This is a genomic window from Nocardioides sp. cx-173 (assembly GCF_021117365.1).
Taxonomy (GTDB): domain Bacteria; phylum Actinomycetota; class Actinomycetes; order Propionibacteriales; family Nocardioidaceae; genus Nocardioides.
The window spans coordinates 3,689,511-3,711,815 of sequence record NZ_CP088262.1 but is presented as its reverse complement, the minus strand read 5'-3'; the positions used below and the strand labels follow the sequence as shown (position 1 = coordinate 3,711,815).

The 22,305-nt window shown below is 65.5% G+C and carries 21 protein-coding genes; 13 read left to right on the top strand and 8 right to left on the bottom strand.

The window, feature by feature from the left end:
- Positions 1-101: 101 nt before the first annotated feature.
- The 9 genes from LQ940_RS18160 to LQ940_RS18120 all read left to right on the top strand — a co-directional run bounded on the left by LQ940_RS18160 (position 102) and on the right by LQ940_RS18120 (position 9,209).
- Positions 102-764, top strand: a complete 663-nt coding sequence (locus tag LQ940_RS18160) for a hypothetical protein (RefSeq protein ID WP_231244660.1) — start codon at positions 102-104, stop codon at positions 762-764.
- Positions 761-1,396 (top strand): HAD family hydrolase, encoded by a 636-nt coding sequence (locus tag LQ940_RS18155; protein WP_231244661.1) that lies wholly within the window; start codon positions 761-763, stop codon positions 1,394-1,396. The genes LQ940_RS18160 and LQ940_RS18155 overlap by 4 nt, the downstream gene beginning before the upstream one ends.
- A complete protein-coding gene (locus tag LQ940_RS18150; RefSeq protein WP_231244662.1) occupies positions 1,393-2,139 on the top strand; it encodes a glycosyltransferase family 2 protein in 747 nt (248 codons plus the stop codon). The genes LQ940_RS18155 and LQ940_RS18150 overlap by 4 nt, the downstream gene beginning before the upstream one ends.
- Complete coding sequence (locus tag LQ940_RS18145; protein ID WP_231244663.1) at positions 2,136-2,507, top strand: cupin domain-containing protein; 372 nt, start codon at positions 2,136-2,138, stop codon at positions 2,505-2,507. The genes LQ940_RS18150 and LQ940_RS18145 overlap by 4 nt, the downstream gene beginning before the upstream one ends.
- On the top strand, positions 2,504-3,277 hold the full coding sequence (locus tag LQ940_RS18140) for a glycosyltransferase family 2 protein (protein ID WP_231244664.1): 774 nt from the start codon (positions 2,504-2,506) through the stop codon (positions 3,275-3,277). The genes LQ940_RS18145 and LQ940_RS18140 overlap by 4 nt, the downstream gene beginning before the upstream one ends.
- A 63-nt stretch (positions 3,278-3,340) precedes the next feature.
- Positions 3,341-4,576 carry a hypothetical protein gene (locus LQ940_RS18135; RefSeq protein ID WP_231244665.1) on the top strand — a complete coding sequence of 412 codons (1,236 nt, stop codon included), beginning with the start codon at positions 3,341-3,343 and terminating at the stop codon, positions 4,574-4,576.
- A 1,290-nt stretch (positions 4,577-5,866) separates the two neighbouring features.
- The gene (locus LQ940_RS18130) at positions 5,867-6,499 is read left to right on the top strand and encodes a glycosyltransferase (protein ID WP_231244666.1); all 633 of its coding nucleotides are present in this window, start codon (positions 5,867-5,869) and stop codon (positions 6,497-6,499) included.
- A 26-nt stretch (positions 6,500-6,525) separates the two neighbouring features.
- On the top strand, positions 6,526-7,788 hold the full coding sequence (locus LQ940_RS18125) for an oligosaccharide flippase family protein (protein ID WP_231244667.1): 1,263 nt from the start codon (positions 6,526-6,528) through the stop codon (positions 7,786-7,788).
- A 77-nt stretch (positions 7,789-7,865) separates the two neighbouring features.
- Complete coding sequence (locus LQ940_RS18120; RefSeq protein ID WP_231244668.1) at positions 7,866-9,209, top strand: hypothetical protein; 1,344 nt, start codon at positions 7,866-7,868, stop codon at positions 9,207-9,209.
- On the opposite strand, the gene LQ940_RS18115 is transcribed toward LQ940_RS18120, so the two are convergent.
- The 4 genes from LQ940_RS18115 to LQ940_RS18100 all read right to left on the bottom strand — a co-directional run bounded on the left by LQ940_RS18115 (position 9,163) and on the right by LQ940_RS18100 (position 13,257).
- Complete coding sequence (locus tag LQ940_RS18115) at positions 9,163-10,086, bottom strand: NAD-dependent epimerase/dehydratase family protein (RefSeq protein ID WP_231244669.1); 924 nt, start codon at positions 10,084-10,086, stop codon at positions 9,163-9,165. The two genes, LQ940_RS18120 and LQ940_RS18115, sit on opposite strands and share 47 nt — an antisense overlap.
- Positions 10,083-11,075, bottom strand: a complete 993-nt coding sequence (locus LQ940_RS18110) for a GDP-mannose 4,6-dehydratase (RefSeq protein ID WP_231244670.1) — start codon at positions 11,073-11,075, stop codon at positions 10,083-10,085. The genes LQ940_RS18115 and LQ940_RS18110 overlap by 4 nt, the downstream gene beginning before the upstream one ends.
- 18 nt (positions 11,076-11,093) lie before the next feature.
- Complete coding sequence (locus LQ940_RS18105) at positions 11,094-12,233, bottom strand: glycosyltransferase (RefSeq protein WP_231244671.1); 1,140 nt, start codon at positions 12,231-12,233, stop codon at positions 11,094-11,096.
- 70 nt (positions 12,234-12,303) lie between these two features.
- Positions 12,304-13,257 (bottom strand): glycosyltransferase family 2 protein, encoded by a 954-nt coding sequence (locus LQ940_RS18100; RefSeq protein ID WP_231244672.1) that lies wholly within the window; start codon positions 13,255-13,257, stop codon positions 12,304-12,306.
- An 85-nt stretch (positions 13,258-13,342) separates the two neighbouring features.
- On the opposite strand from LQ940_RS18100, the gene LQ940_RS18095 reads away from it, so the two are divergent.
- The 3 genes from LQ940_RS18095 to LQ940_RS18085 are packed head-to-tail and all read left to right on the top strand — an operon-like array spanning position 13,343 to position 16,624.
- Positions 13,343-14,404: a glycosyltransferase family 4 protein gene (locus LQ940_RS18095; RefSeq protein WP_231244673.1), complete on the top strand. Its 1,062-nt coding sequence runs from the start codon at positions 13,343-13,345 to the stop codon at positions 14,402-14,404.
- Complete coding sequence (locus LQ940_RS18090; protein ID WP_231244674.1) at positions 14,401-15,564, top strand: glycosyltransferase family 4 protein; 1,164 nt, start codon at positions 14,401-14,403, stop codon at positions 15,562-15,564. The genes LQ940_RS18095 and LQ940_RS18090 overlap by 4 nt, the downstream gene beginning before the upstream one ends.
- Positions 15,565-15,616: 52 nt before the next feature.
- Positions 15,617-16,624: a glycosyltransferase family 4 protein gene (locus LQ940_RS18085; RefSeq protein WP_231244675.1), complete on the top strand. Its 1,008-nt coding sequence runs from the start codon at positions 15,617-15,619 to the stop codon at positions 16,622-16,624.
- 59 nt (positions 16,625-16,683) lie between these two features.
- On the opposite strand, the gene LQ940_RS18080 is transcribed toward LQ940_RS18085, so the two are convergent.
- The 4 genes from LQ940_RS18080 to cysC all read right to left on the bottom strand — a co-directional run bounded on the left by LQ940_RS18080 (position 16,684) and on the right by cysC (position 21,857).
- The gene (locus tag LQ940_RS18080) at positions 16,684-17,967 is read right to left on the bottom strand and encodes a sulfate adenylyltransferase subunit 1 (RefSeq protein WP_231244676.1); all 1,284 of its coding nucleotides are present in this window, start codon (positions 17,965-17,967) and stop codon (positions 16,684-16,686) included.
- On the bottom strand, positions 17,967-18,881 hold the full coding sequence (gene cysD / locus LQ940_RS18075) for a sulfate adenylyltransferase subunit CysD (RefSeq protein ID WP_231244677.1): 915 nt from the start codon (positions 18,879-18,881) through the stop codon (positions 17,967-17,969). Before cysD ends, LQ940_RS18080 begins: the two co-directional genes overlap by 1 nt.
- A 148-nt stretch (positions 18,882-19,029) precedes the next feature.
- Positions 19,030-20,034 (bottom strand): sulfite exporter TauE/SafE family protein, encoded by a 1,005-nt coding sequence (locus LQ940_RS18070; RefSeq protein ID WP_231244678.1) that lies wholly within the window; start codon positions 20,032-20,034, stop codon positions 19,030-19,032.
- Positions 20,031-21,857, bottom strand: coding sequence for an adenylyl-sulfate kinase (gene cysC, locus LQ940_RS18065; protein WP_231244679.1), 1,827 nt, complete (start codon positions 21,855-21,857; stop codon positions 20,031-20,033). Before cysC ends, LQ940_RS18070 begins: the two co-directional genes overlap by 4 nt.
- Positions 21,858-21,951: 94 nt before the next feature.
- Between cysC and LQ940_RS18060 the strand changes: the two genes are divergently transcribed.
- Positions 21,952-22,302 carry a phosphomannose isomerase type II C-terminal cupin domain gene (locus LQ940_RS18060; protein WP_231244680.1) on the top strand — a complete coding sequence of 117 codons (351 nt, stop codon included), beginning with the start codon at positions 21,952-21,954 and terminating at the stop codon, positions 22,300-22,302.
- Positions 22,303-22,305: the final 3 nt, after the last annotated feature.

Sequence of the window (22,305 nt, the reverse complement as noted above, 5' to 3'; positions counted from 1 at the left end):
GTTGAGATGAGGCCGACACCCGTGACGCACCAGCCTGACCGCTCCCGCCACGGTGCAGTGGCGATACGCTCGGCTCGCCCGGCGGTCACCAGAGCATGGCAATGTTAATCCTCAGTCACCGAGGTTTCTGGACGCGGCCGGAGGAGAAGAACGGTTGGCGTGCGTTCGAGCGCTCTTTCGAGGAGGGTTTCGGCCTCGAAACCGATGTTCGCGACGCGTTGGGGGATCTGGTGGTCAGCCATGACCCGCCACTCGCGGGGGACAGCCCTGTACGTCTCGTCGACTTCCTCGATCTCTACCTTTCGTCGGGCGCGAGGGGCAAGCAGCTTCCGTTGGCCCTGAACGTCAAGGCGGACGGACTCTGCGACGCGATCGACGCCGAGTTGCGGTCCCGGGACATCTCGGAGGCATTCGTCTTCGACATGTCAGTGCCGGACATGCGCAGCTACCTGGCGCGAGGCCACGCCGTGTTCACCCGGCAGAGCGACGTGGAAACTCTTCCGGCCTACTACGCGGAGTCCGCAGGGGTGTGGGTCGACTCCTTCACCAGCGAAGGCTGGTTCGACCACAAGCTCATCGGAGCCCACCTCGCCATCGGTAAGCGCGTGTGCATCGTGTCGAGCGAGCTCCACGGACGCAACCACCGGCCTCTGTGGGATCGCTTGCAGGCACAACTCGATGGTCTGGTCGCCGACGAGAACCTCATGCTGTGTACCGACCTCCCACGAGATGCCGCGCACTTTTTCGAAAGCAGGGTGGTATGACCCAGATCCGTGCCGTCGTCTTCGACATGGACGGTGTGCTGATCGACGCCAAGGAATGGCACTACGAGGCGCTGAACAGGGCCCTCGCACTGTTCGGGAATTCGATCAGTCGCTACGACCACCTCATCACCTACGACGGGCTGCCCACGCGCCGCAAGCTCGACATGCTCACGAAAGAGCGCGGGCTGCCCACAGAGCTCCATGGGTTCCTCAACGAGATGAAGCAGATGTACACCATGGAAATCATCCACGCTAAGTGCAAGCCGATGTTCCAGCACGAGTACGCCCTTTCCAACCTCGTGGCTGATGGCTACAAGGTGGCCGTGGCGTCCAACAGTGTCCGCAACAGCGTGGAGATCATGATGGACAAGGCGAACCTGTCAAAATACCTGTCCGCCGTTCTGTCGAACGAGGACGTGGCCAACGGCAAGCCGTCGCCGGAGATCTACGAGAAGGCCTTCGCGCGTCTCGGCTTCGACCCTGGCGAGTGTCTCGTGGTCGAAGACAACGAGAACGGGGTGCGCGCCGCGCGGGAGGCGGGCGGCCACCTCCTGGTCGTGCGCGACGTCTATGACGTCGACTACGAGTCGATCAAGTCACGCATCGCGCAGGTCGAGCAGGGGGCACAGTGAACATCGTCAGCCTGATGGCCGGCTCCGACGAGGCGTTCGTAGCTTCGGGTTTCCGCTACCCCAAGAACCTCGTTGAGGTAAGTGGTAGGCCACTCGTCGAGCATGTGGTGGAGAACTTCGCGGAGCTACATGCGGCCCCCGAGACTCGGTCGACTTTCCTGGTGAAGGACCACGAACTGCAGTCCTTCCACACTGACGACGTGCTGCGGTTGCTGGTCGGCGGTGCTAACGTCATCCCTGTCCAGGAGCCGACGGGTGGAGCGGCCTGCACCGCGCTCCTGGCCATCGAGTCGATAAACAACGACGAGGAGCTCCTCGTCTGCAACGGCGACCTGATCGTCGACTTGGACATCCGCGAGGTGCTGGCGTCGTTTCGTGAACGGCAACTCGATGGAGGCATTGTCGTCTTTGACGCCGTTCACCCTCGCTGGTCGTACGTGAAACTCGATGCCGTGGGCCTTGTGGTTGAGACGGCAGAGAAGCGACCGATCAGCCGGATGGCCACGGTGGGCATCTACTACTTCCGGCGTGGCAGCGACTTCGTCACGGCTGCTTTCGAGTCGATCCGCAAAGGCGCGGACGTCGGTGGCTCCTTCTACGTCTGCCCTGTTTACAACGAGCTGATCCTGGCCCAGAAGCGGATCGGCGTCTTTGAGACCACCCGCTTGATGTATCACTCTCTTGCTGATCCACAAGGCGTCTCAGACTACGAAAGCCATCTCCACGACAAGGAAGCTTCATGAACGTCGCACATCTGCAGGACATGGTCAGAGGCTGGTTCGTCGGCGACTTCGAGCCGACGCTGTTCCGGACCGGGAACGTCGAGGTTGGGGTCAAGTCCTATGCGGCCGGCGACTACGAGGACTGGCACTACCACCGTCTTGCCACTGAGATCACCGTCATCGTCTCCGGAGAGGTCGAGATGAACGGCAGGCGGTATGGCGCCGGTGAGATCCTGGTGATCCCGCCCCGGGAGGGCACCGATTTCAAGGCGCTCACGGAAGTCACGAACGTGGTCGTGAAGCTACCGGGTGCTACCGATGACAAGTACCTGGACCGCGCCGACGACGTCATCGACGCCGCTCCGGTCGCTCAGAGGATGGACGCATGATCAACATCGTCATCCCCATGGCCGGGCGTGGCTCACGGTTCGCGGACGCAGGATACGAGTTGCCGAAGCCGTTGATCCCCGTGCGCGGACAGGTGCCGATGGTCCGTGTGGTGATCGAGAACCTGCGCCCCAGCGAGGTTGAGGTGCGTTACATCTTCCTCTGCCTGCGCCAGCACCTCGACACGTTTGGTCTTGCCGACAAACTTCGCGAGTGGTCCAAGGCAGAGTGCGTGATCGTTCCGGTCGACTCGGTCACCGAGGGAGCCGCGTGCACCGTTCTCCTCGCCAAGGACTTCATCGACAACGACTCGCCCCTTATGATTGCAAACTCGGACCAGTACGTTAATGCGTCGATCGACGACTATCTCGCGGAGTTCGATTCCCAGTCCCTGGATGCGTTGATCATGACGATGACCGCAGACGACCCCAAGTGGTCGTTTGTGCGGTTCGGTGACAATGGTGAGATAACCGAGGTGCTCGAGAAGGTCGTGGTCTCCGACGAGGCAACGGTCGGAATCTACAACTTCAAGCGGGGCAGTGACTTCGTGCGTGGGGCCGAGGCGATGATCGAGAAGGAGTTGCGGGTTAACGGCGAGTTCTACGTCGCGCCCGTCTACAACGAGTTGATCTCCGAGGGCGCCAAGGTGGGGTTCTTCAACGTGGGGTCGGAGGCCGACGGCATGTATGGACTAGGCATTCCTTCGGACCTTCGGTTGTTCGAGGAACTGCCTGTGTCAGTTGCCGCAGTCGACGACTGCCTCGGTGCCTGACGTCGGCCGTCGCTTGGGTGGAAGGAGAGCCGTCGCTCGCGGCGCCGAACGGGAGGTGGATAAGTGAGGATCGCCGTGCTGATGGCGGGCGAGCTCCGCACACTCTCGAGGCTCGAGCGTGCGCATGGCCAGTGGCTGGGGAACTTGAGGACCCGCCATGAGGTGGATCTCTTCGTGCACTCGTGGGAGCAGACCGCCAGCCCTCCGGCTGCCCTAGCGGCGAATCTCCGCGCTCTGGCGCGCCTCGAGCCCTCATCGACGGTCGTGGAACCCCAGCCTGACCTGCCCGACGAGGTGGTCTTTCCATCATCCTCCACGGGAATCGAGATCGACGATCGCAGATCCAGACACTTCGCGTCGATGTGGCGGAGCCTGGAGCGCGGTTACACCCTCGTGCGAGGGCACGAGTCCCATCGGAACGGGCCGTACGACCTCGTGGTCCGCACCCGCCCTGACGTGCTTTGGAACGTTGAGGGAGAAGTGGAGCGGGCTATCCGATCCGGGCGCAGCCGTCTTCCTCGACGGCTTGCGTCCCGACTCACTCCGTCCGACCTGGCGGGGGTCCTTGTCCGCTCGGACGCGGACACACTGTTCGGGCTGTACGGAGCTATACCTGCCTTTCGAGAGGCGTACTTGGAGTACGGATACCGCACGTTCGTCGCGGAGTTCGCGCTCGGGTTCTATGTGGACCGCGTCGGGCTGCGCTGGGACCCGTTCCTCTCTGATCTGGTCGTCCTGCGCGAGTCGGGATCGAAAGTCTGGTTCCGTCAGGACCCTGCTGCGTACGCGCTGCAAGCCACCCGGCCTCTCGTGTCGCCCGACGGCGACGCTCTTCAGGTAACCCGCGAACTTGGGTTCGCGGCGCGGGTACGAAGCGATCTTCATGCAAACCTTGGTGCCGGCGGGCACGGGCTCGATGAGTTGGCCGAGCTCGCTGTGGCTGCTCACGAGCTCATGGGAAGACGTGACCCCCAGGCGCTCACCGTCTGCGCCAACGGTGTGGCACGACCGGGAATGGCGCGCGCGCGCTTGAGGAACACATTTCTCGCTGGACTGGCGATCGAGGGCGCAAGGGCATCCAGCCACCGACCAACCGCGCTCGCGCTCCGAATGATGCGGCATCCGGCGCGTACGGGGGTGCTCGCTTCGGCGATGGGCCGCGTGGCCTTGCATCGGCAACGGCGAGCAATCCGTTTCGAGGTGGCGCTCTGGGTGATCACACGCCTGAGGTGGCCTGGGCGCCGCAGCCCTTGGTCTGCACCCACTCTGTTCCCAAGGCTGGGAAGAGAGTCGCCTTGAGCACTGACCTCGCCCTGTCTGTTGAACCAATACCTCGTTGGCTAGGCGACAGCCCACCCGTTCCTTGAGCATCTGGGAGGCAACTGATGGATGAAGTATCGCAGTCAGGCATGACCGCAGTCGTCCTCAACTACGGGACCCCGACTTTGACGTTGACCGCGCAGGCGAGTCTCAATGCTTCCCATGTGTCAAACAATGTCGTGGAGGTTGACAATGGCAGTTCGCGCGAGTCATTCGCCCCGCTTCCGGAGGTGATTCCCGATGAGCTCCAAGTCGTGCGAATCGAGGTCAATGGGGGCATACCGGCTGCGCTGAACACTGGTATCGCTGTGTCCCCGACGGGTGCGGCGCTGGTCGTGATGAACGATGCCCTGGTCACTTGCGTGAGCTTTAGAGCTATTCGAAGCTGTCTCGCTGAGCCCATGGCTGGCGCAGTTGCACCGGTTCAGTGCCACTTAGACCAGCCGGAGATCGTCCACACAGCTAGTGGGCTACTTGATGAGCGCAAATGGGTCACTTCTCACCGTTACAACGGCGTACGATTCGAGGCGCTGGGGGTCGCAGATACGCCTTGTCTGCACAGCGTCGGTGGCACCATGGGCACAGGTGCTAGCCCGACGGCTCTCGCCCGGTCGGAGCACAACCGTTTGGCCACGCAAGGGATTCGGTTGAAACGGCGCTCGTGGCTGTGGCCGCGTCTGCCGCCGGTAAGGGAGCTGGCTCGATGGGCCATGCGGAGGGCGAAGCGGGAGGTCGCGGTTGTCGAGCTGTGCGGATGGTGGGAAGTCTTTGTGCGAGGTCGTGGACCAGGAAAGCTCTGCGATGGCTGATCGGCCACGTGTGTGGGTAGTGCACTGGGGCATGCCAGTGGCGGACTCCGGTTCGATGCGCACACTGCACTTGCTCCGTCACTTCGCGCGATCCGCTGAGACGACCCTCATGGACATTGCGCCCGAACCAAGCTCGCAGCCCGTACCGACGGGAGAGAACTGGAGATATCGGCACGAAGGCAGACGACTGCCGGACATCAGCTCCCTGTGGCGACGTGTGGCGCCAGACCGATGGGCGCGAGCTCGCTCACTCATCGCGGATGAGTATGTCCGGGCTGCTCGTGCGAGCGGGGTCGACCTGCTGATGTTCTCCGTATGGCCGCTGGTCCCGTCACCTGGTTCCAGATCGGACCACAAGACACCGCTTGTCGTCTGGGACGGTGACTCGTTCAGCACCTACCACGAGACCCGGTCGAAGGCACGCTCTGTCAGACCTGTCCTCCGGTTGCACTCGCGCTGGTTGACAGCGCGGTATCGCAATTTCGAGCGACGACTGGCGGAAGGCGTCGACCAGATCACGCTGGCCGGGCCACGCGATGTCGAGCCGTTGCGACGGATCTCATCGACGCCCGTGGCTTGGATACCCAACGAGGTTGAGCAGGTGCGCCGATCACCTGCCGCGATGCCTACGTACGACTTCGGTTTCCTTGGAAGCGGCTGGGCGCCCAACGTCGATGGCATGCGTTGGTTCCTGAGGGTCGTGTGGCCCGAGGTCGTGGCGGCTCGCCCGCAGGCGACATTGGCAGTCGCTGGAAACATTCCAGTCGAAGCCGCTCCGGGCGTGGTGACGCTGGGCAGGGTCCCGGACAAGGGGGACTTCTACTCCTCTGTGAGTGGCGTGGTCGTGCCCGTGGACTACGGGAGTGGGACGCAGCAGAAGTTGTTGGAGACTGCGGAGCTGGACCTTCCGATCTACACGACCGGCTTCGGCAAGGACTCGACCGGGCTCGCGCATCTCGTCTGCCTCCGCAATGAGGACGAGTGGGTGGCCCAACTGGTCAGTCACGTCGACGGAGCGCGACCAACCGTAGGGCGCAGCGAAATTCGCACAGCTGGGGCGGGCGTGCGTGACCTCCTGGGGAGGCTGCCATAGCCAAGCGCAAGCTGGGCGGAGTTCAGGTGACGCTGCTGGGGAACTTGGCGGCTCCGGCGTTCTCCCTTGTGACGGGTCCGATCCTGGCCCGGACGCTCGCCCCGGAGGGACGAGGTGTACTGGCTGTCAGTATGGCAACGCTGGCGTTGGCGCCGATGGTCTTCGCCGTCGGCATTCCCGCTGCAGTGCTCCATTTCGGTGCCCGCGGCGCGCTCACTCGCCGAATCTACGTCAAGTTGTTGCAGGGGATCGTCGGCCTCAGTCTTGTCGGCACCGGGGCGATGCTTGGCTGGGCGTGGTTGACCGGCCCCCCATACCGCGACTCGTTGCTGGTCGTGGCGCTCTGTTTGCCGATCGTTCTTCCGCTCGACTGCCTTCGGGCGCTGCTCCAGGCCGATAGGCGCTTCGGGTCCGCCTCTAAAGAGGCGTGGGCCACCACGATCACGCGCTTTGCAGCAATTCTTGTTTTGGCCGCCGTTGGGGCCCTCACGGCGGTGACAGCGACTCTTGTGATCGTGGTGACCGGAACCCTGGCCACGCTCACCTGGCTGCCAAAAGTGAGACGCATGTTGGCGGCCGGCCGCGGCTCAAGTGACCTCGCGACGCCGCGCAGCTCCTTTGTGCGCTACTCGGTCGCAGTGTGGCTCGGTCAGTTCGCAGCCTTGAGCAACGTCCGGCTGGACCAGGTGGCCCTCGCATTCCTCATCGATGCGGAGGAGATCGGTATCTATGCGGTGGCCGTCACCTGGGCGCAGTTGCCGTTGATGGTGGTGTCCGCCTCGCAACGCGTGGCTCTGGTGCGCTCCGGGACGGACTGGGACGACGCGTTCTCTGCACGAGTAACCCGGCTGACAGTGGCGGCGGGAGCGTGTCTCGCCGGCGCGTTTGCGCTTCTCGCGCCGGTTGCGATCCCCTTGCTCTTCGGGCAGGAGTACAAGGAGGCGACGGTGATCTCCTATCTCCTCCTGCCGGGGCTGCTCGCTGGTTTCGCCGGCTATATGTTTGGCACGCTTCTCGCGGCCCGGGGTCGCCCAGGTGCCCAGTCGATTGGTGAGGTATGCGGAGTGGCGGTGACAGCCATTGGACTGATCATGCTGGTGCCCCATCTCGGCATCCACGGGGCCGCGATCACTAGCAGCGTTTGCTATGCGATGACAAGCTTCGCTTGGTGGTTCTTCCTCAGGCGGGGGGGGTTCTCGGAACCACTTGGCCTAGTCACGACTGCGGACGTGCGATGGTTGACCGGCTATCTTCGGCCCACCCTCAGGCTGAGGACCAACGGACAATGATGGGCACCCTTGCACGCATCCGGGCGAGTTCATCGGGTTCCGCTGCGCTGACAGGAGCGGTGCTGGGTGGCGGCGCCATGGTCGGTGCGCTGACGGCCGTGGCGCCGCTCCAGGTCTCGATCCTGCTTGCTGCGTTGCTCCTTCTACCCTTCCTACGCCCACGCGCGCTCCTACTCCTCGCGGTGATGTTCATTTGCACGCTCGGCCTCTTACGGCGTCTGCTCTCGCCGGGTCGGGTGGACTATGACCCACTACTGCTATTGCCGCTTGTTCTCGTGTGCATCGCGGTCCTGATGTCCAGGAGCCGGATGAATCGGAAACCACAGGTTGTCGAGTGGGCTCTCGTTGTCCTCATCGTGCTGCCTCTCGTGACACAGGTGGTCATTGGTGAGCGCAACATCGGGGTCCTGTACGCCGTGATCCTCCAGTCGGCAGCGTTTGCCACCATCCTGCTGCTCTCAACTGGTCGGCTTCCCAACTTGTGGCCAGCCCTGTTCCGCCTCGCTGTACCAGGAGGGGGGCTTCTTGCCGCCTACGGAATCTTCCAGTTCTTCGTACTCCCGTCGTGGGACGCGCAATGGATGGTGGCCAGCAAGCTTGCCAGCGTCGGCGAGCCTCTGCCACGGCTGGTCCGAGTCTTCGGGGCCTCGGAGTCCCCAGGGCCCTTCTCCGTGGTCCTGGGATATTGCCTCGTCGTGGGCATCGTCCAAGTCGCTGGCAAGTCGAGCCTGGTGTATCGCTTGTTTGCCTTGCCAGTCATCGGTGTCATCCTGTTTGCCGTGCTCCTCACGGGGGTGCGTACCGCGCTACTCGCCCTGGTCGTGTCCCTCGCCTTCATCGCCCTTCGAGGGCGTGGCCTGAAGAACCTGATGGTGATCGTGGGAGTGGCCGCTGTCGGGCTTTGGATCCTGGGAAGGATCCTCGGGGGGCTGGCGCCCGACTCCTCGATCCTCACGACCGACCGGTACACCTCCGAGGGGCTGGCTCAGGACGACTCCCTGCAAGCTCGACTCCAGCTCGGGAGTCGGATCCTGCCTGCGTTCGCGAATCCGCTGGGCCAGGGGGCAAGCGGCACTGGTACGCGCCTGCTCAGACTCGACAACTCTTACGTCGACCTGCTTGTCAACTTCGGCTCCTTGGTGCTGATCGCCCTACTGGTGCTGGTCGTGGCTTGTTTCCGACGGGTTGTGGTGAGTGCCCGCATGGGGAGCCCGGAGGATCTCGCTCTAGGGGCGGCCACGATCACCACGCTGGTGTGCACGATGTCTGGCAACGTTTTTTCGTCCACCACAGGACTCCTGGTCGCCGTCGTGCTTGGCTGCTGTCTCCGGACCTTCGGTCCGGACTCAGAGGTGGAGGATGCCGCGAGCGACGCTAGGCGGAGTCCTGGACGTAGTCGCGCAGACTCGTCTCCAGCTTGATCACAGGGCTCCATCCCGTGGCTTCGTGGAGCCGATCCGAGACACCGCGCACCACGCGCGGATCTGACGGCCGGATGCGGCTCGGATCGAGCGTCGACCTCACTGAGGTTGTGGCAGTGTTCTGCTGCAGGATCGCCAGGATCTCTGTGCCGCTGCGCGCCTGCCCGCTGCACACGTTGTACACCCAGTGCCCGAGCTCGGCGTCGAGCATCAGACGGTAGGCCCGCACCACGTCGCGGACGTCGGTGTAGTCGCGCGCCGTGGAGAGGTCTCCGACAGCGAGTTCACCGTCGGACATCATGGCGTGCCGCAGCCCGCTCGTGAGATCCGGCACCAGGAAACCGGCGCCCTGCCCTGGCCCGATGTGGTTGAAGGGTCGCGCCACGACCATGTCCTGACCGCGCCCGCGGTAGTACCGCGCCATCCCCTCCACCGCCACCTTGCTCACCACGTAAGGCGAGCTGTATCCCACTGGCGCAGCCTCGTCCATGGGAGCGTCGTGCGAGGCGTCGTACACGGCGCCGCTGCTGACGACGATGACTCGACCCACCACTGCGCCCGCCAGCATGGACTGACCCAGGTTGATGAGCATGGCGGTGTTATCGGCGACGTAACGCGCGGGGGCTTCGAAGGAGGGCCCCACGGCTGAGTGCCCAGCGAGGTGAACCACCCCCGATAGGGGCGGAAGGGGGGGCCAACCTGCTGTGAGATCCGCCCGGAAGTAGCCCCCGTCAAGGACGTCCGGGTCGACAGCCTGCGCATCGCGGCCGACGCCGATGACCCGTCGACCTGCTGCACGCAGCTCGTGAGCCAGGTGACGCCCTACGAACCCATTGACACCTGTGATGGCGACAGTTGTCGTGGGCGACAAACTCACTGGCCGAGGACCCGAAGATCGTGCTGGACCATGAGCTTGACCAGTCCCGGGAAGTCCACCTCCCGCTTCCAGCCCAGTATCGTTTCCGCCTTGGTCGGGTCGCCCAGGAGGATGTCCACCTCGGCCGGACGCATGAAGGCGGGATCCTGCCGGACGTAAGGCCGCCAGTCCGAGATTCCGACTTCCTGGAAGGCAAGCGTCAGGAACTCCTCGATGGAGTGCGTCTCGCCCGTGGCAAGGACGAAGTCGTCCGGCTCCGAGTGCTGCAGGATCTGCCACATCCCGCGAACGTAGTCGCCGGCGTAGCCCCAGTCGCGCTTGGGATGCAGATCACCCAGCACGACGTGGTCTTGGTGGCCGAGGTGAATCGCGGCGACCGCATTGCTGATCTTGCGCGTCACGAACTCGAGTCCGCGCCGCTCGCCCTCATGGTTGAAGAGGATCCCAGTCGAAACGAACATCCCGTAGCTCTCGCGATAGTTCCGCGCGATCCAGTGCGCGTACAGCTTCGCCACGCCATAGGGACTCCGCGGGTGGAACAACGAGTCCTCGGTATAGCCGTTACCGGGCCGGTTGTAGTCAAGCCCACCGAACATTTCGGACGTCGAGGCTTGATAGAAGCGGGTGCGCTCGGCCATGCCGGTGATGCGGACCGCCTCCAGCAGGTTGAGCACCCCCTTGGCCGTGATGTCTGCGGTCAGTTGCGGGTTGCGGAAGGAGTAACCCACGTGGCTGATCGCACCCAGGTTGTAGATCTCGTGAGGCTCGGCGGTGATCACCGCCTGGATGAGCGACGTCTGGTCCGTCAGATCGGCCTCGACGAGATGGACATAGGGGAACTCACGCTCGAACGCCTCTTTGCGTGCGTTACGTTGTCCTCGCAGCAGCCCAAATACCTCGTACCCCTGGTCGTGCAGCAGCTCGGCAAGGTGGCCCCCATCTTGGCCGGTGACGCCTGTAATGAGCGCTCTGCGTGCGTCTTCGGACATTCCAAAACCCCTTTGTCGTCAGGTCAGGTCAGCAACGATTGACTGCAGCCGCCGGATGAATGTCTGCTCGGAATACTGTTCCGTATGACGACGGATCACGCTCGGCTCCCACGCGCCACGCGCGAGTCTATCGATGGCCTTGGCTATCGCGTCGGGGGTGGGGTGATCGAAGAAGACGGCTGTCTGGTCCGTCATCGTGTCGAGATAGCCGCCAGCCCTCAAGACGGCCGACGGCTTTCCAGCTGCCGCCGCCTCCAGAGGGGTTAGCCCGAAGTCCTCGTGGCTCGCGGCCACTAGCCCGGTGCAGTTCTCATAGAGCCAGCGCATATTGCCGTCCGAGAGGCCGGACAGAATGCAGACGTTGGGAGGCGCCTGTCTGCGGAGACGTTGTTCCTCGGGGCCTCGACCCACCACGACGAGCGACGAGCGAGGGCGAAGCCTGAGCGCCTCGATGACCGCATCCACATTCTTGTATGGCAGGAGGCGGGATACGCAGAGCAAGAACTTCTCCGGAAGTGGACCGTGATCCGAGCCGAGCGCAACGGGCGCGATGTCGGCGATTTCTTGCGGTATCGGCGCCGGAAGGATGTCCGAGTCGACCCCGTAGGCCTCACGGATTCGTTCTCGCACCACACGGGAGATGGCAAGGTACCGCTCAACCCCGGCTGCCTGCCGCTTGTCCCACCATCGAAGCCCCGGCGTCAGGGCCCTTAGCGCTGCCCGGACCGACGTTGCCGAATCCTCGCCTAGGTAGTGCTCCCGTTGGTAGAGCCAACGCGCGGGTGTGTAGCAGTAGACGAGCTTCTTTCCATCAGTCCGGAATCCATGGGACCACCCGCTGCTGCTGCACAGGAGCACGTCGGCAGGCGCGCGCATGCGCGAAGCCGCAAGTGGTAAGAAAGGCAGGGCGAGCCGATGGTTGCGACGCAGCGCTCCCCACGCGTTCAAGGGGGACACACGCACATCTCGCCCGCGGAACTCCGCAAACGTGAGGTCAGGGTCGTACAGCGTGGTGTAGATGGGTGCCTCGGGGAAAGCTCGCGACATGGCCAGGACGACCCGCTCGGCACCGCCGCGCTGGGTGAGGTAATCGTGGGCGATCGCGACGACGGGCCGAGGTATTTGGGCGATGGCGCCGCCTGGGTCGGGGGTGCCCATGGAATTCGTTGATCTCCTCTGAAGGTTCGACGACTTGGAAGGACCGCTGCCGCGTCTATCGCTTTCGTGCTCAGGCGTTGTGGCCCCGGCCCACAGTCTGAACCGACCCGGAGATCAACAATGCCTCCTTCTTGCGAGACTGCCTCCCGAGTCTCAGCCCGTCAATCACCCCGGCGAACCTCGGTACGTCGTTGCGGTGCTCGAGAATTGCTCCGCGAAGCGTGTGGACAATGCCGGGGTGGAGCCGGGTGCCAACGGCCACGGCTCGGAGTTGGTAGGCGATGCGCACCCGAAGCGGCTCTGAGATCCGAAGTGCGGAGACCTCGTTGGCCACGTTGAGGGCCACCCTTTCGCGGCTGAAGAGATGTCGATCATCTCCCAGCGCGCGTTGTGACGGGAAATGGTCGACCCGAATTGCCGGGTCGTACAGCACGCGGTAGCCACGCCTTCTGATCTCTGCCGTCAGAATGAGCTCGTTACGATATTGCGCTCCGGTGCCCCGAACGAACTGGGAGAGCGGGAATCCGATGGCGGCAGCGACTCGGATCCCCATGTTGGCGCCCTTGACCGTCTGGGCTTGCCGAACGGCGCCGGTCCCGTGGTGGTGATTACCAATGATCCGGCCGGTTGGCGTGATGATGCCGACAGGTAGGTCCGGCCTACCGGTCCAGCCGTCGCCCGCCACGTTGTCCCGCCCTCCGACCGCCCCGACCGTGGGGTCGGCGAATGCATCCTCCATGCGCTGGATCCAGTCTGGATGTGCCCGTGCGTCATCGTCGACGAAAGCGCACACTCCGCTTCCGGCCCACATGATCGCGGACTCGATGGCGAGGGCGAGACCAGGGCCAGGAGTGATGCAGACCTCGGCGCCCGCCTCTCGCGCCACAGCGGCCGTGTCCCCGTCGTGAGCCTGTGCCACGACGACGACACGGTCGGGAAGGCGCGTCTGCTCAGCCAGCGCGGTGAGCGACGACGTGAGCTCCATCGGCCTGTTGAGGCTACAGATCACAGCCGTGACGCTCATACCGTAAGGTTAGCAACGAACCGGGATTGGCCAGCAGGCACTGCGTCCTTGCTCCGACGGAGGGTAGTGCCGAGTGCGTGTTCACATGACGGGTGCCGAGTGGTTCGCCTCTCGCCCCGGCGGCCTCAACCGCTACTTCCAATCGTTGTATGCCGCGCTCGACCGACGTGCCGACATCGATGTCACAGCGGTGGCGTTCGGTTCGGCTCCGGCAGGCGCCCTGTCGTGGCCGCACCGGTCGTCGCCGCTCCCGGTCAGGGTGCTGTCGTCGCATAGGCACCACCGAGGGCCACGGGGGGCGCTGGTGGACCGCCACTTCGCACCGTACGGGGCGGGATCCAGGGCAGCAGGCGGGAGCGTGGATGGCATCATCCACTTCCAAGGCCCATGGTACGCCGAGAGCTTGGCGGCGGGTCAGTCGGTGTGGAAGGCGCGTCTTAAGAAGGCCTGGGAGACAGGGCGATATCGCCATGCCAGCCGCGCCGTCGTCTTGTGCGAGGCATTTGCGGACATTCTGCACCAGGACTTCGGATATCCGCGCGAGCTGATCTCGGTCATACCGCCCGGAGTGGACCTCTCGCACTTCAAGGCGCAACCTCCCTCGCAGCGCAGGCGGCCGCTGGTTGTGTGCGTGCGACGACTCGAACGACGAATGGGGATCGACACCCTCCTCGAGGCCTGGCCGCGTGTCCTGGAGGCCCATCCGGACGCGGAGCTCAGCATCTTCGGTGACGGTACCGCTCGTGAAGAACTCCACACCCTCTCCGAGAGACTCGGACTCCAGTCTTCCGTGCGCTTCCACGGTCGTGTTTCGGATGAGGAACTGTCCGACGGCTACCGAGACGCCCGGCTGACGGTCGTACCCACACGCGATCTGGAGGGATTCGGGCTGATTGCGCTGGAGTCCCTCGCCGTTGGGCGGCCAGTGATCGTCACCAACGTGGGCGGCCTCCCCGATGCCGTCAAGGACTTGGACTCCAGCCTCATCGTTCCGCCCGAAAGCCCAGAGTTGCTGGCCGACCGTCTCGTCGGCGGGCTCGCCGGCTCGGTGCCGTCGGCTGACGATTGTCGCGCGCACGCGGACCGGTTCGGTTGGGACTTGATCGCCGATCGCCACGTAGCGCTTTACCGGGAGCTGGGCGAGTGATCCGCACGCTCTTCATGACCCATTCGTCTGCGCCATCGGGGGCCGAGCTGTCGCTGCTTCGCATCGTGCGGGCCTGGGGCGGTCCATCGAAGCCCGCTGTGTTGTTCGGCGAGTCGGGTGGCCTGGTCGACGACTTCGAGGGCGAGGCCGACGTGTTTGTCCTGCCGATGCCCGATGAGCTGGGAGCCATCAAGCGGACAACGGCTCTCAGGTCGGGGCCGCGGGCGGTGATGGCCTTACTCGGGTACACACGACGAGTGCGGAAGGCAGTGCGCTCGGCTGACGTCGAGGTCGTTGTGGGCCGCAGCCTCAAGGCGGTGGTCTTTGGCCGACTGGCGACGCTCGGTCTGCCGGTGACCTTCGTGTGGAGTGTCCACGATCATCTGACGAGGGAGTATCTCGGTCGGGCAGCCTGGCTCTATTCGCGGGTGCTGGGCCACTGCTGTGATGCCTTTGTCGTCAATAGCATGAGCACCCTCGCGACGGTTCGAACCAGACAGAAGCCGGTCCTCGTGTTGCCGCCGTCTTTGAGGGCGAGTGCTCGGCAGCGGAGTACACCAGCAAATGGTTTGTCGTCCATCGTCGTGGTAGGACGAATCGCGCCTTGGAAGGGACAGGATCTTGCCATCGAAGCCTTCGCCCGGGAGCTTAGGGACTCCCTTGCAACGTTGACGATCGTCGGCTCGCCCATGTTCGGGGAGATCGACTTCCTTCGGCAGCTTGAGGCCCTCACTGTGTCGCTTGGCGTGGCCGACCGGGTCCACTTCGCAGGCCAGGTCCCGGAGCCGGCCGCGTATCTCGTGGAGGCCGACGTACTCCTGCACTCATCTCGGCTTCCAGAGCCGTTCGGCGCCGTGGTTATTGAAGGGATGGACGCAGGGTGTCTCGTCATCGCCACCGAGCCCGGTGGTCCAGCGGAGGTGATTGTGGACGGGGTGAACGGTATTCTCGCCGCTGCGGGAGACCTGGAGTCCATGTGCCGCGCGCTGAGGAGAACTGCCAACCTGTCGGAGGCCGAGCGAGCGGCCATGGTGGAGGCAGGTGCTCGTACGGTGCACCAATTCGACTCGACGGCGCTGACGCAGGTGCTCCAGGAGTGGCTGGTCGAGGTCCGAGCTCATCAGGCTCCTCGCTTGACGAAAGCAGTCAACTGTGCGTAGGCGGCTGAGGGTGACCTGGCTGTGTCTCGAGTGGCCACGAGAGGGAGAGCACGTGGGCGGCGTGGGGCGCTACTCCGAGCGCCTAGCCCGCGGTTTGGCAGAACTCGTTGATCTGACCATCGTAACGCTCGCGGATCCCGTCAAACTGCCGACCGTCACGTACGTGTGCCTGCCGATCGCGAGCTCCCGACTCAAGCGTTATTACGCGACACCGCTGCGCGCACGCAGGATAGTCACGGACACGCGTCCTGATGTCGTTCACGCCCACGGCGACGACTGGGCCCTGAGCCACAGGACGCCGATCCTTCGTTCCTTCTACGGATCATCGTGGGGGGAGGCGATGTCATCGACGGGGCTGAGACGTCTCAACCACATGCTCCTCGCTGCGACCGAGATCGTCTCGGCGAGGCGCGCTGATCTTCGAGTCGGGATCGCGCCCGAGTCGCAGGAGCGATTCCGGTGCCACGCATTGACCCCTCCTTTCGTGCCAGCCCAGGCTGTGCCCAGCCCATCCCCCCACCCGGCCCCGACGGCCGTGTTTATCGGCAGCTTCCGGGGGCGGAAGCAGGGCTGGATCGCCCAGGCAGCCGTCGAGCGACTGAGGCTCTCGACGCATCCAGAGAGTCGCCTCGTCGTAATCGGCCCATCGGAGGATGCGGGCGAGTGGGCGCCCTGGGTCGAGCATTGCAGTGGCCTGACGGACGCGGAGGTGCTGGGCCGACTCAGCGAGGCGTGGCTGCTGCTCAGTCCGTCGGCCTATGAGGGCTTCGGGATTCCGGTGGTGGAGGGCCTGCAGTCATATCTTCCGGTCGTGGCCATGGACAACCCGGGCAGCCGCTACGTGCGCTCCCAGGGGACATCTGATTTGCCGCTGTGGTTGGAGCCCAACCAACCGACCTTCGTGGAGCGAGTGGAGGGTGTCGTCTCTCAGGGCCCGTACCTGAATCCCGCCCAGACCGCGGCCGCGACCAGCCTGGTAGAGCAGTTCGCGGCGCTCGGGTCACCCGAGATGATCCTCCGCCTCTACCGCAGCCTCCTGGAAGCCTCGCATAACGACTAACTGCCACCGGCATATGGGCCCGGAGTTGCTTCCGGGACGATGCCTAGACCCTAGACGGGTCAGCTGGCGCTGTTGATCATGCCCGCGCCGACGGTAATGCCAGTGGCCTCGTCGATGAGGATGAACGACCCCGTGGTCCGGTTCTTCGAGTACGGGTCACAGAGCAGTGGCACGGTGGTGCGCAGCTGGACGCGGCCGATCTCGTTGAGCCCGATCTCCTTGGTCTCCTGGTCGCGGTGCAGCGAGTTGACGTCCAGGCGGTACTGGATGTCCTTGACCAGGGCGCGCGCCGAGCGGGTGGTGTGCTTGATCGCCAGCTTCTGGCGGGGGCGCAGCGGCTCGTTGGTCATCCAGCAGATCATCGCGTCGATGTCCTGGCTGGGCTTGGGCGCGTTCGACGGGCGGGCGATCATGTCGCCACGCGAGACGTCGACGTCGTCCTCGAGGCGGATGGTCACCGACATTGGCGGGAACGCCTCGGCGATCTCCTTGTCGAACAGGTCGATGCCGGCGATCTTGGAGGTCATGCCGCTGGGCAGGACCACGACCTCGTCGCCCGGCTTGAGCACGCCGCCGGCGACCATGCCGCCGTAGCCGCGGTAGTCGTGGTGCTCCTCGGACTTGGGGCGCACGACGTACTGGACCGGGAAGCGTACGTCGACCAGGTCGCGGTCGGAGGCCACGTGCACGTGCTCGAGGTGGTGCATGAGCGTCGGGCCGCTGTACCAGTCCATCCGCTCGGAGCGGTTGACGACGTTGTCGCCGGACAGCGCGGAGATCGGGATGACCTCGAGGTCGGGGATGTTGAGCTTGGTCGCGAACGCCCGGAACTCGGCGTGGATCTTGTCGTAGACCTCCTGGGAGAAGTCGACGAGGTCCATCTTGTTGACCGCGAGCACCAGGTGGGGGACCCGCAGGAGCGACAGGATGACGGCGTGACGGCGCGACTGCTCGGTGAGGCCGTGACGGGCGTCGACGAGCACCAGGCCGAGGTCGGCGGTGGAGGCGCCGGTGACCATGTTGCGGGTGTACTGCACGTGTCCCGGGGTGTCGGCGATGATGAACTTGCGGGCCGGGGTGGCGAAGTAGCGGTAGGCGACGTCGATCGTGATGCCCTGCTCGCGCTCCGAGCGCAGACCGTCGGTCAGCAGGGCCAGGTCGGTGTAGTCGTAGCCCTTGGAGGCGCTCGTGGCCTCCACGGCCTCGAGCTGGTCCTCGAAGATCGACTTGGAGTCGAGGAGCAACCGCCCGATGAGCGTGGACTTGCCGTCGTCGACGGAGCCGGCCGTCGCGAAGCGCAGCATGTCCATGTTGGCCGTGAGGGACTCGGTGGCGTCCGGCATCAGAAGTAGCCTTCCTTCTTGCGGTCTTCCATGGCTGCTTCGGAGAACCGGTCGTCGCCACGCGTCGCGCCACGCTCGGTGAGCTTGGCGATCGACACCTCGGCGATGATCTCGGGGATGGTGGAGGCAGTGGACTCCACGCACCCGGTGAGCGTGATGTCGCCGCAGGTGCGGAAGCGGACGGTGCGCTCCTCGACGACCTCTCCCGCACGGAGCGGGTTGAGCGGCGTCTCGCTCATCAGCATGCCGTCGCGCTCGAACACGCGGCGCTGGTGGGAGAAGTAGATGGGCGGGATCTCGATGCCCTCGCGCCCGATGTAGTCCCAGATGTCCAGCTCGGTCCAGTTGGAGATCGGGAAGATCCGCATGTGCTCGCCGGCGTGGAGGCGACCGTTGTACAGGCTCCACAGCTCGGGGCGCTGCATCTTGGGGTCCCACTGGCCGAACTCGTCGCGGTGGGAGTAGACGCGCTCCTTGGCGCGGGCTTTCTCCTCGTCGCGGCGACCGCCACCGAAGGCCGCGGTGAAGCCGTTCTCCTCGATGGCGTGCAGGAGCGTGCCGGTCTGCATCCGGTTGCGGCTGGTCTTGCCGTCGTCGACGACCACGCCGTTGGCGATGGCGTCGTCGATGCTGGCCACGACCAGCTTCACACCGAGACGATTGACCCAGTGGTCGCGGGTCTCGAGCACCTCGGGGAAGTCGAGGCCCGTGTCGATCTGCAGCACCGGGAACGGGATCTTGGCCGGGTAGAACGCCTTCTCCGCAAGCCGGAGCATGACGATCGAGTCCTTGCCGCCGGAGAACATCAGGACGGGCTTCTCGAACTCGGCCGCGACCTCACGGAAGATGTGGATCGACTCCGCCTCCAGCTGGTCGAGCTGGCTCAGCTGGTAGTCGGCATGAGTTTGGGTCATGGGGGAACGGGGACCTCTCGGTGGACAGCAACGGACATCGTAGCCAGGTGCCTCCCCGAGCACGAAGACGCGACCAATGTCGAGTCTGACACACCAGTTACGCGTCCGGTGAGTACGCCGTCAGGAGGCCGCCAGTGGGCGGCGGCGGCTAGGTGGTGCGGTCGGGCGGACGGGTCGGTTGGTGGTAGCCCAGCTCCTCCAGCTCGGCCACCGTGGGGGCGCCGAACATCGGCAGGCCCTGCTCCTTGCGCAGCAGTCCCCAGACCAGCGGGACCAGGAACACCATCGCCAGGCCGATGAGCCCGATGAGCACGGGGTGCGTCTCCTCGACGCCCAGCGGCGCCCAGCCGGCCTTGTCGAGCAGGGCGACGCCGGACATGGTGAGCACGACGACGATCGCCCGCCGGATGAACGACTGCGGCACCCGCGGCGCGAGCTTGCTGCCGAGGATGGTGCCGGGCACCGAGCCGAGGACCAGCGGCAGGGTCAGGCCCATGTCCAGGCCGTCGTTGACGATGATGTTGGAGATCGCGGCGGCGAGGACCAGCGGGACTGCCTGCACCAGGTCCGTGCCGACCAGCTTCACGGCGGAGAGCCCGGGGTAGAGCATGAGCAGCGCGACCATGATGACCGAGCCGGAGCCGACGCTGGTGATGCCGACCAGGAGACCGCCGAGCGCTCCGACCAGGAGAGTCGGGATCGGGCGGATCTTGGGGTTCGGGTCGCCGCTCGGGCCGCCAGCGCGGACCCGGCGCAAATTGAGGTAGAGGCGCAGCGCGTAGGTGGAGGCCGCCAGGAGGAGGGCGAAGCCGATGCTCATCTTGAGCACGTCGTCGATGTCCTCGGGGTCCACGATCCCCGCGAGCAGATGCGGCCCGGCCAGCGCCGTCGGCACCGAGCCGAGGATGAGCCACTTGGCCAGGGCCAGGTTGGGAGAGCCCTCCCGCGAGTGGACGATCGCGCCGCCGGTCTTGTAGATCGCCGCGGCCGTGAGGTCGGCGGTCACGATCTTGGCGGTGTCGCCGACGCCGAGGAAGATCAGCGCGGGGGTCATGAGCGCACCGCCGCCCATCCCGGTCAGACCCACGACGATGCCGACGACGAACCCCGCGATGAGGATCGAGGAGAAGTCGGCGGTGATGAGGTCGCTCATGCGCCGATCCTCGCCGACCCGGTGAGTGCCGGGACGACGACGCGCAGCAGCTCGTCGATCTGGGTGGCGCACGCCTCGGCCGCCTCCGGACCGCGGCCGTAGGGGTCGTGGACGTCCAGGCTGACGTCTGCGTTGCCGCGCCGCTCGGCGACCGCCGTCAGGAGGTCGGCGCCCGAGAGGTCGTGGGTGGTCGCCGCCTGGGCGAACTGCCCGAGGGTGAAGACCTTGCGGAACGCCGTCGGGTGGTCCTGCAGGATGAACGTGCGGTGCGAGGCCTCCGCGGTCAGCACCAGGTCAGCCTGCTCGATCAGCTCGGCGCTGAGCGGGCGGCTGACGAACCCGGCGCTGTCGATGCCCCGTCGGCCGAGCGCCTCGGCCATCACGGCGTCCATCGGGTGCTCACGGAAGCCGTGGGTGCCGGCGCTGCGGAACATCACGCCCTGGTCCTCGGCTGTCGCCGCGCGGGCCGAGAGCTCCATGTAGGGGGAGCGGCAGATGTTGGCGGTGCACACGAACAGCACGTTGAGGGTGGGGTCGTCCACCGGCTCGGCGGTCACTTCGGTGGTTGAGATGGGAGGAGCGTCAGCGACGAGCCTCGAAACCACCGGGGCCGCATCGGTGGGCGCGAGGTCGAGGTAGCCCGCGTCGCGGAGTGCGTCGAGGACGTCGGCGAGGGCATCATCGATGGAGCGGCCCGTGGTGTCGACGCGCACGTCGGCGTCCGTGGGCTCCTCGTAGGGCGAGGAGATGCCGGTGAACTCGGGGATCTCGCCGGCGCGGGCCTTGGCGTAGAGGCCCTTGCGGTCACGGCGCTCGCACTCCTCCAGCGGGGTCGCCACGTGGATGAGGAAGAACGCGCCGCCGGCCTCCTCGACCATCGCGCGCACCTGCTGGCGCGTCTCGTCGAACGGCGCGATGGGGCTGCACACGGCGACGCCGTGGTGGCGGGAGATCTCGGCGGCGACCCAGCCGATCCGGCGGATGTTGGTCTCGCGGTCCTCCTTGGAGAACGTCAGCCCGGCCGACAGGTTGCGGCGTACGACGTCGCCGTCGAGGCTCGTGACGGTCCGCTCGCCCTGCTCGAGGACTCTGTCCATCAGGGCCCGCGCCAGGGTCGACTTGCCGCTGCCGGACAGGCCGGTGAAGAAGAGGACCAGGCCCTGCCGCTCGGGCCCGGGCCGGTCGGCGTCCACGATCTCGGCGATCTCCAGCGGCAGCTCTCCGACGTCGCGGAGCCCGTGCACCCGGTCCAGCCCCGCGTAGTTGGCGACGACCTGGAGGCCGAGGTCGTGGTCGGTGGCGGCGTCACCGTGCGAGGCGAGCGGCACGGCGACCACCTCGGCGTCGAGGTACTCGGCGGCCACCAGGGTGGCGCGCATCAGCGCGACGGGCGAGAGCTCCGGCGTGCCGTGGCCCACCAGGGCCAGCAGCACGGTCGGACCGAGGTCACGGATCTCGCGCAGCTGCACGTCGGTCAGGGCGTCCGTGACGGGCACGAAGGCCCGCCCCGCGTAGCGCTCGCGGACGACGGCGGGGGAGAGGTAGTGGCTGCGGAAGGGGCCGTACTGGGCGTGGGTCAGTGGCTCGACGGCCCAGCCCTCGGTGCCGCCCACCGTGACGCGGGCGAGCGGGAGACCCTCGGGGTCGACCAGCTCCACTGCGCCGGCATCGGCCGCGGCGACATTGGGTGGCAACGTGAGCGTGACGGGGCTGCCAGGCTCGTTGAACGCCCGGATCGGCAGCAGTGCCCCGACACTGAGCAGCTCGAGGTCGTCGAGCTCGCGCGGCGAGGGGCAGTGCTGAGGAGGGGATGAGGGAGACACGATCTCATCCTGCCGCATTGCGAGGGTCACACCCGACCCCGGAGGGTAGCGTGCTCCCGCGCGCCACTGCGCCACCGACGAGAGCGAGACCGCTATGTCCGAGACGTCCCAGGACCGCCCCTGGGGAAGTTGGCACGTCATCGAGGACGGCCAGGGCTACAAGGTCAAGCGCATCGTGGTCCATCCCGGCAAGCGGCTCTCCCTCCAGACCCACAAGCACCGCTCGGAGCACTGGGTGGTGATCTTCGGGATCGCCACCTGCACGGTCGGGGATGACGTGGTCGTCGCGGGCCCCGGTGAGTGCATCGATGTCCCGCTCGGAGCCGCGCACCGGCTGTCCAACGAGCACTCCGAGGACCTGCAGATCATCGAGGTCCAGCAGGGCGCCTACACCGGCGAGGACGACATCGCGCGGCTCGAGGACGACTTCGGGCGAGCGACGTGATGA

What these genes read in the sequence shown, in the direction of transcription:
- LQ940_RS18160 (WP_231244660.1), top strand. Translation starts at nt 102, where the DNA reads ATGTTAATCCTCAGTCACCGAGGTTTCTGGACGCGGCCGGAGGAGAAG.
- LQ940_RS18155 (WP_231244661.1), top strand. Translation starts at nt 761, where the DNA reads ATGACCCAGATCCGTGCCGTCGTCTTCGACATGGACGGTGTGCTGATC.
- LQ940_RS18145 (WP_231244663.1), top strand. Translation starts at nt 2,136, where the DNA reads ATGAACGTCGCACATCTGCAGGACATGGTCAGAGGCTGGTTCGTCGGC.
- LQ940_RS18140 (WP_231244664.1), top strand. Translation starts at nt 2,504, where the DNA reads ATGATCAACATCGTCATCCCCATGGCCGGGCGTGGCTCACGGTTCGCG.
- LQ940_RS18120 (WP_231244668.1), top strand. Translation starts at nt 7,866, where the DNA reads ATGGTCGGTGCGCTGACGGCCGTGGCGCCGCTCCAGGTCTCGATCCTG.
- LQ940_RS18110 (WP_231244670.1), bottom strand. Translation starts at nt 11,075, where the DNA reads ATGTCCGAAGACGCACGCAGAGCGCTCATTACAGGCGTCACCGGCCAA.
- LQ940_RS18105 (WP_231244671.1), bottom strand. Translation starts at nt 12,233, where the DNA reads ATGGGCACCCCCGACCCAGGCGGCGCCATCGCCCAAATACCTCGGCCC.
- LQ940_RS18100 (WP_231244672.1), bottom strand. Translation starts at nt 13,257, where the DNA reads ATGAGCGTCACGGCTGTGATCTGTAGCCTCAACAGGCCGATGGAGCTC.
- LQ940_RS18095 (WP_231244673.1), top strand. Translation starts at nt 13,343, where the DNA reads ATGACGGGTGCCGAGTGGTTCGCCTCTCGCCCCGGCGGCCTCAACCGC.
- LQ940_RS18080 (WP_231244676.1), bottom strand. Translation starts at nt 17,967, where the DNA reads ATGCCGGACGCCACCGAGTCCCTCACGGCCAACATGGACATGCTGCGC.
- cysD (WP_231244677.1), bottom strand. Translation starts at nt 18,881, where the DNA reads ATGACCCAAACTCATGCCGACTACCAGCTGAGCCAGCTCGACCAGCTG.
- LQ940_RS18070 (WP_231244678.1), bottom strand. Translation starts at nt 20,034, where the DNA reads ATGAGCGACCTCATCACCGCCGACTTCTCCTCGATCCTCATCGCGGGG.
- LQ940_RS18060 (WP_231244680.1), top strand. Translation starts at nt 21,952, where the DNA reads ATGTCCGAGACGTCCCAGGACCGCCCCTGGGGAAGTTGGCACGTCATC.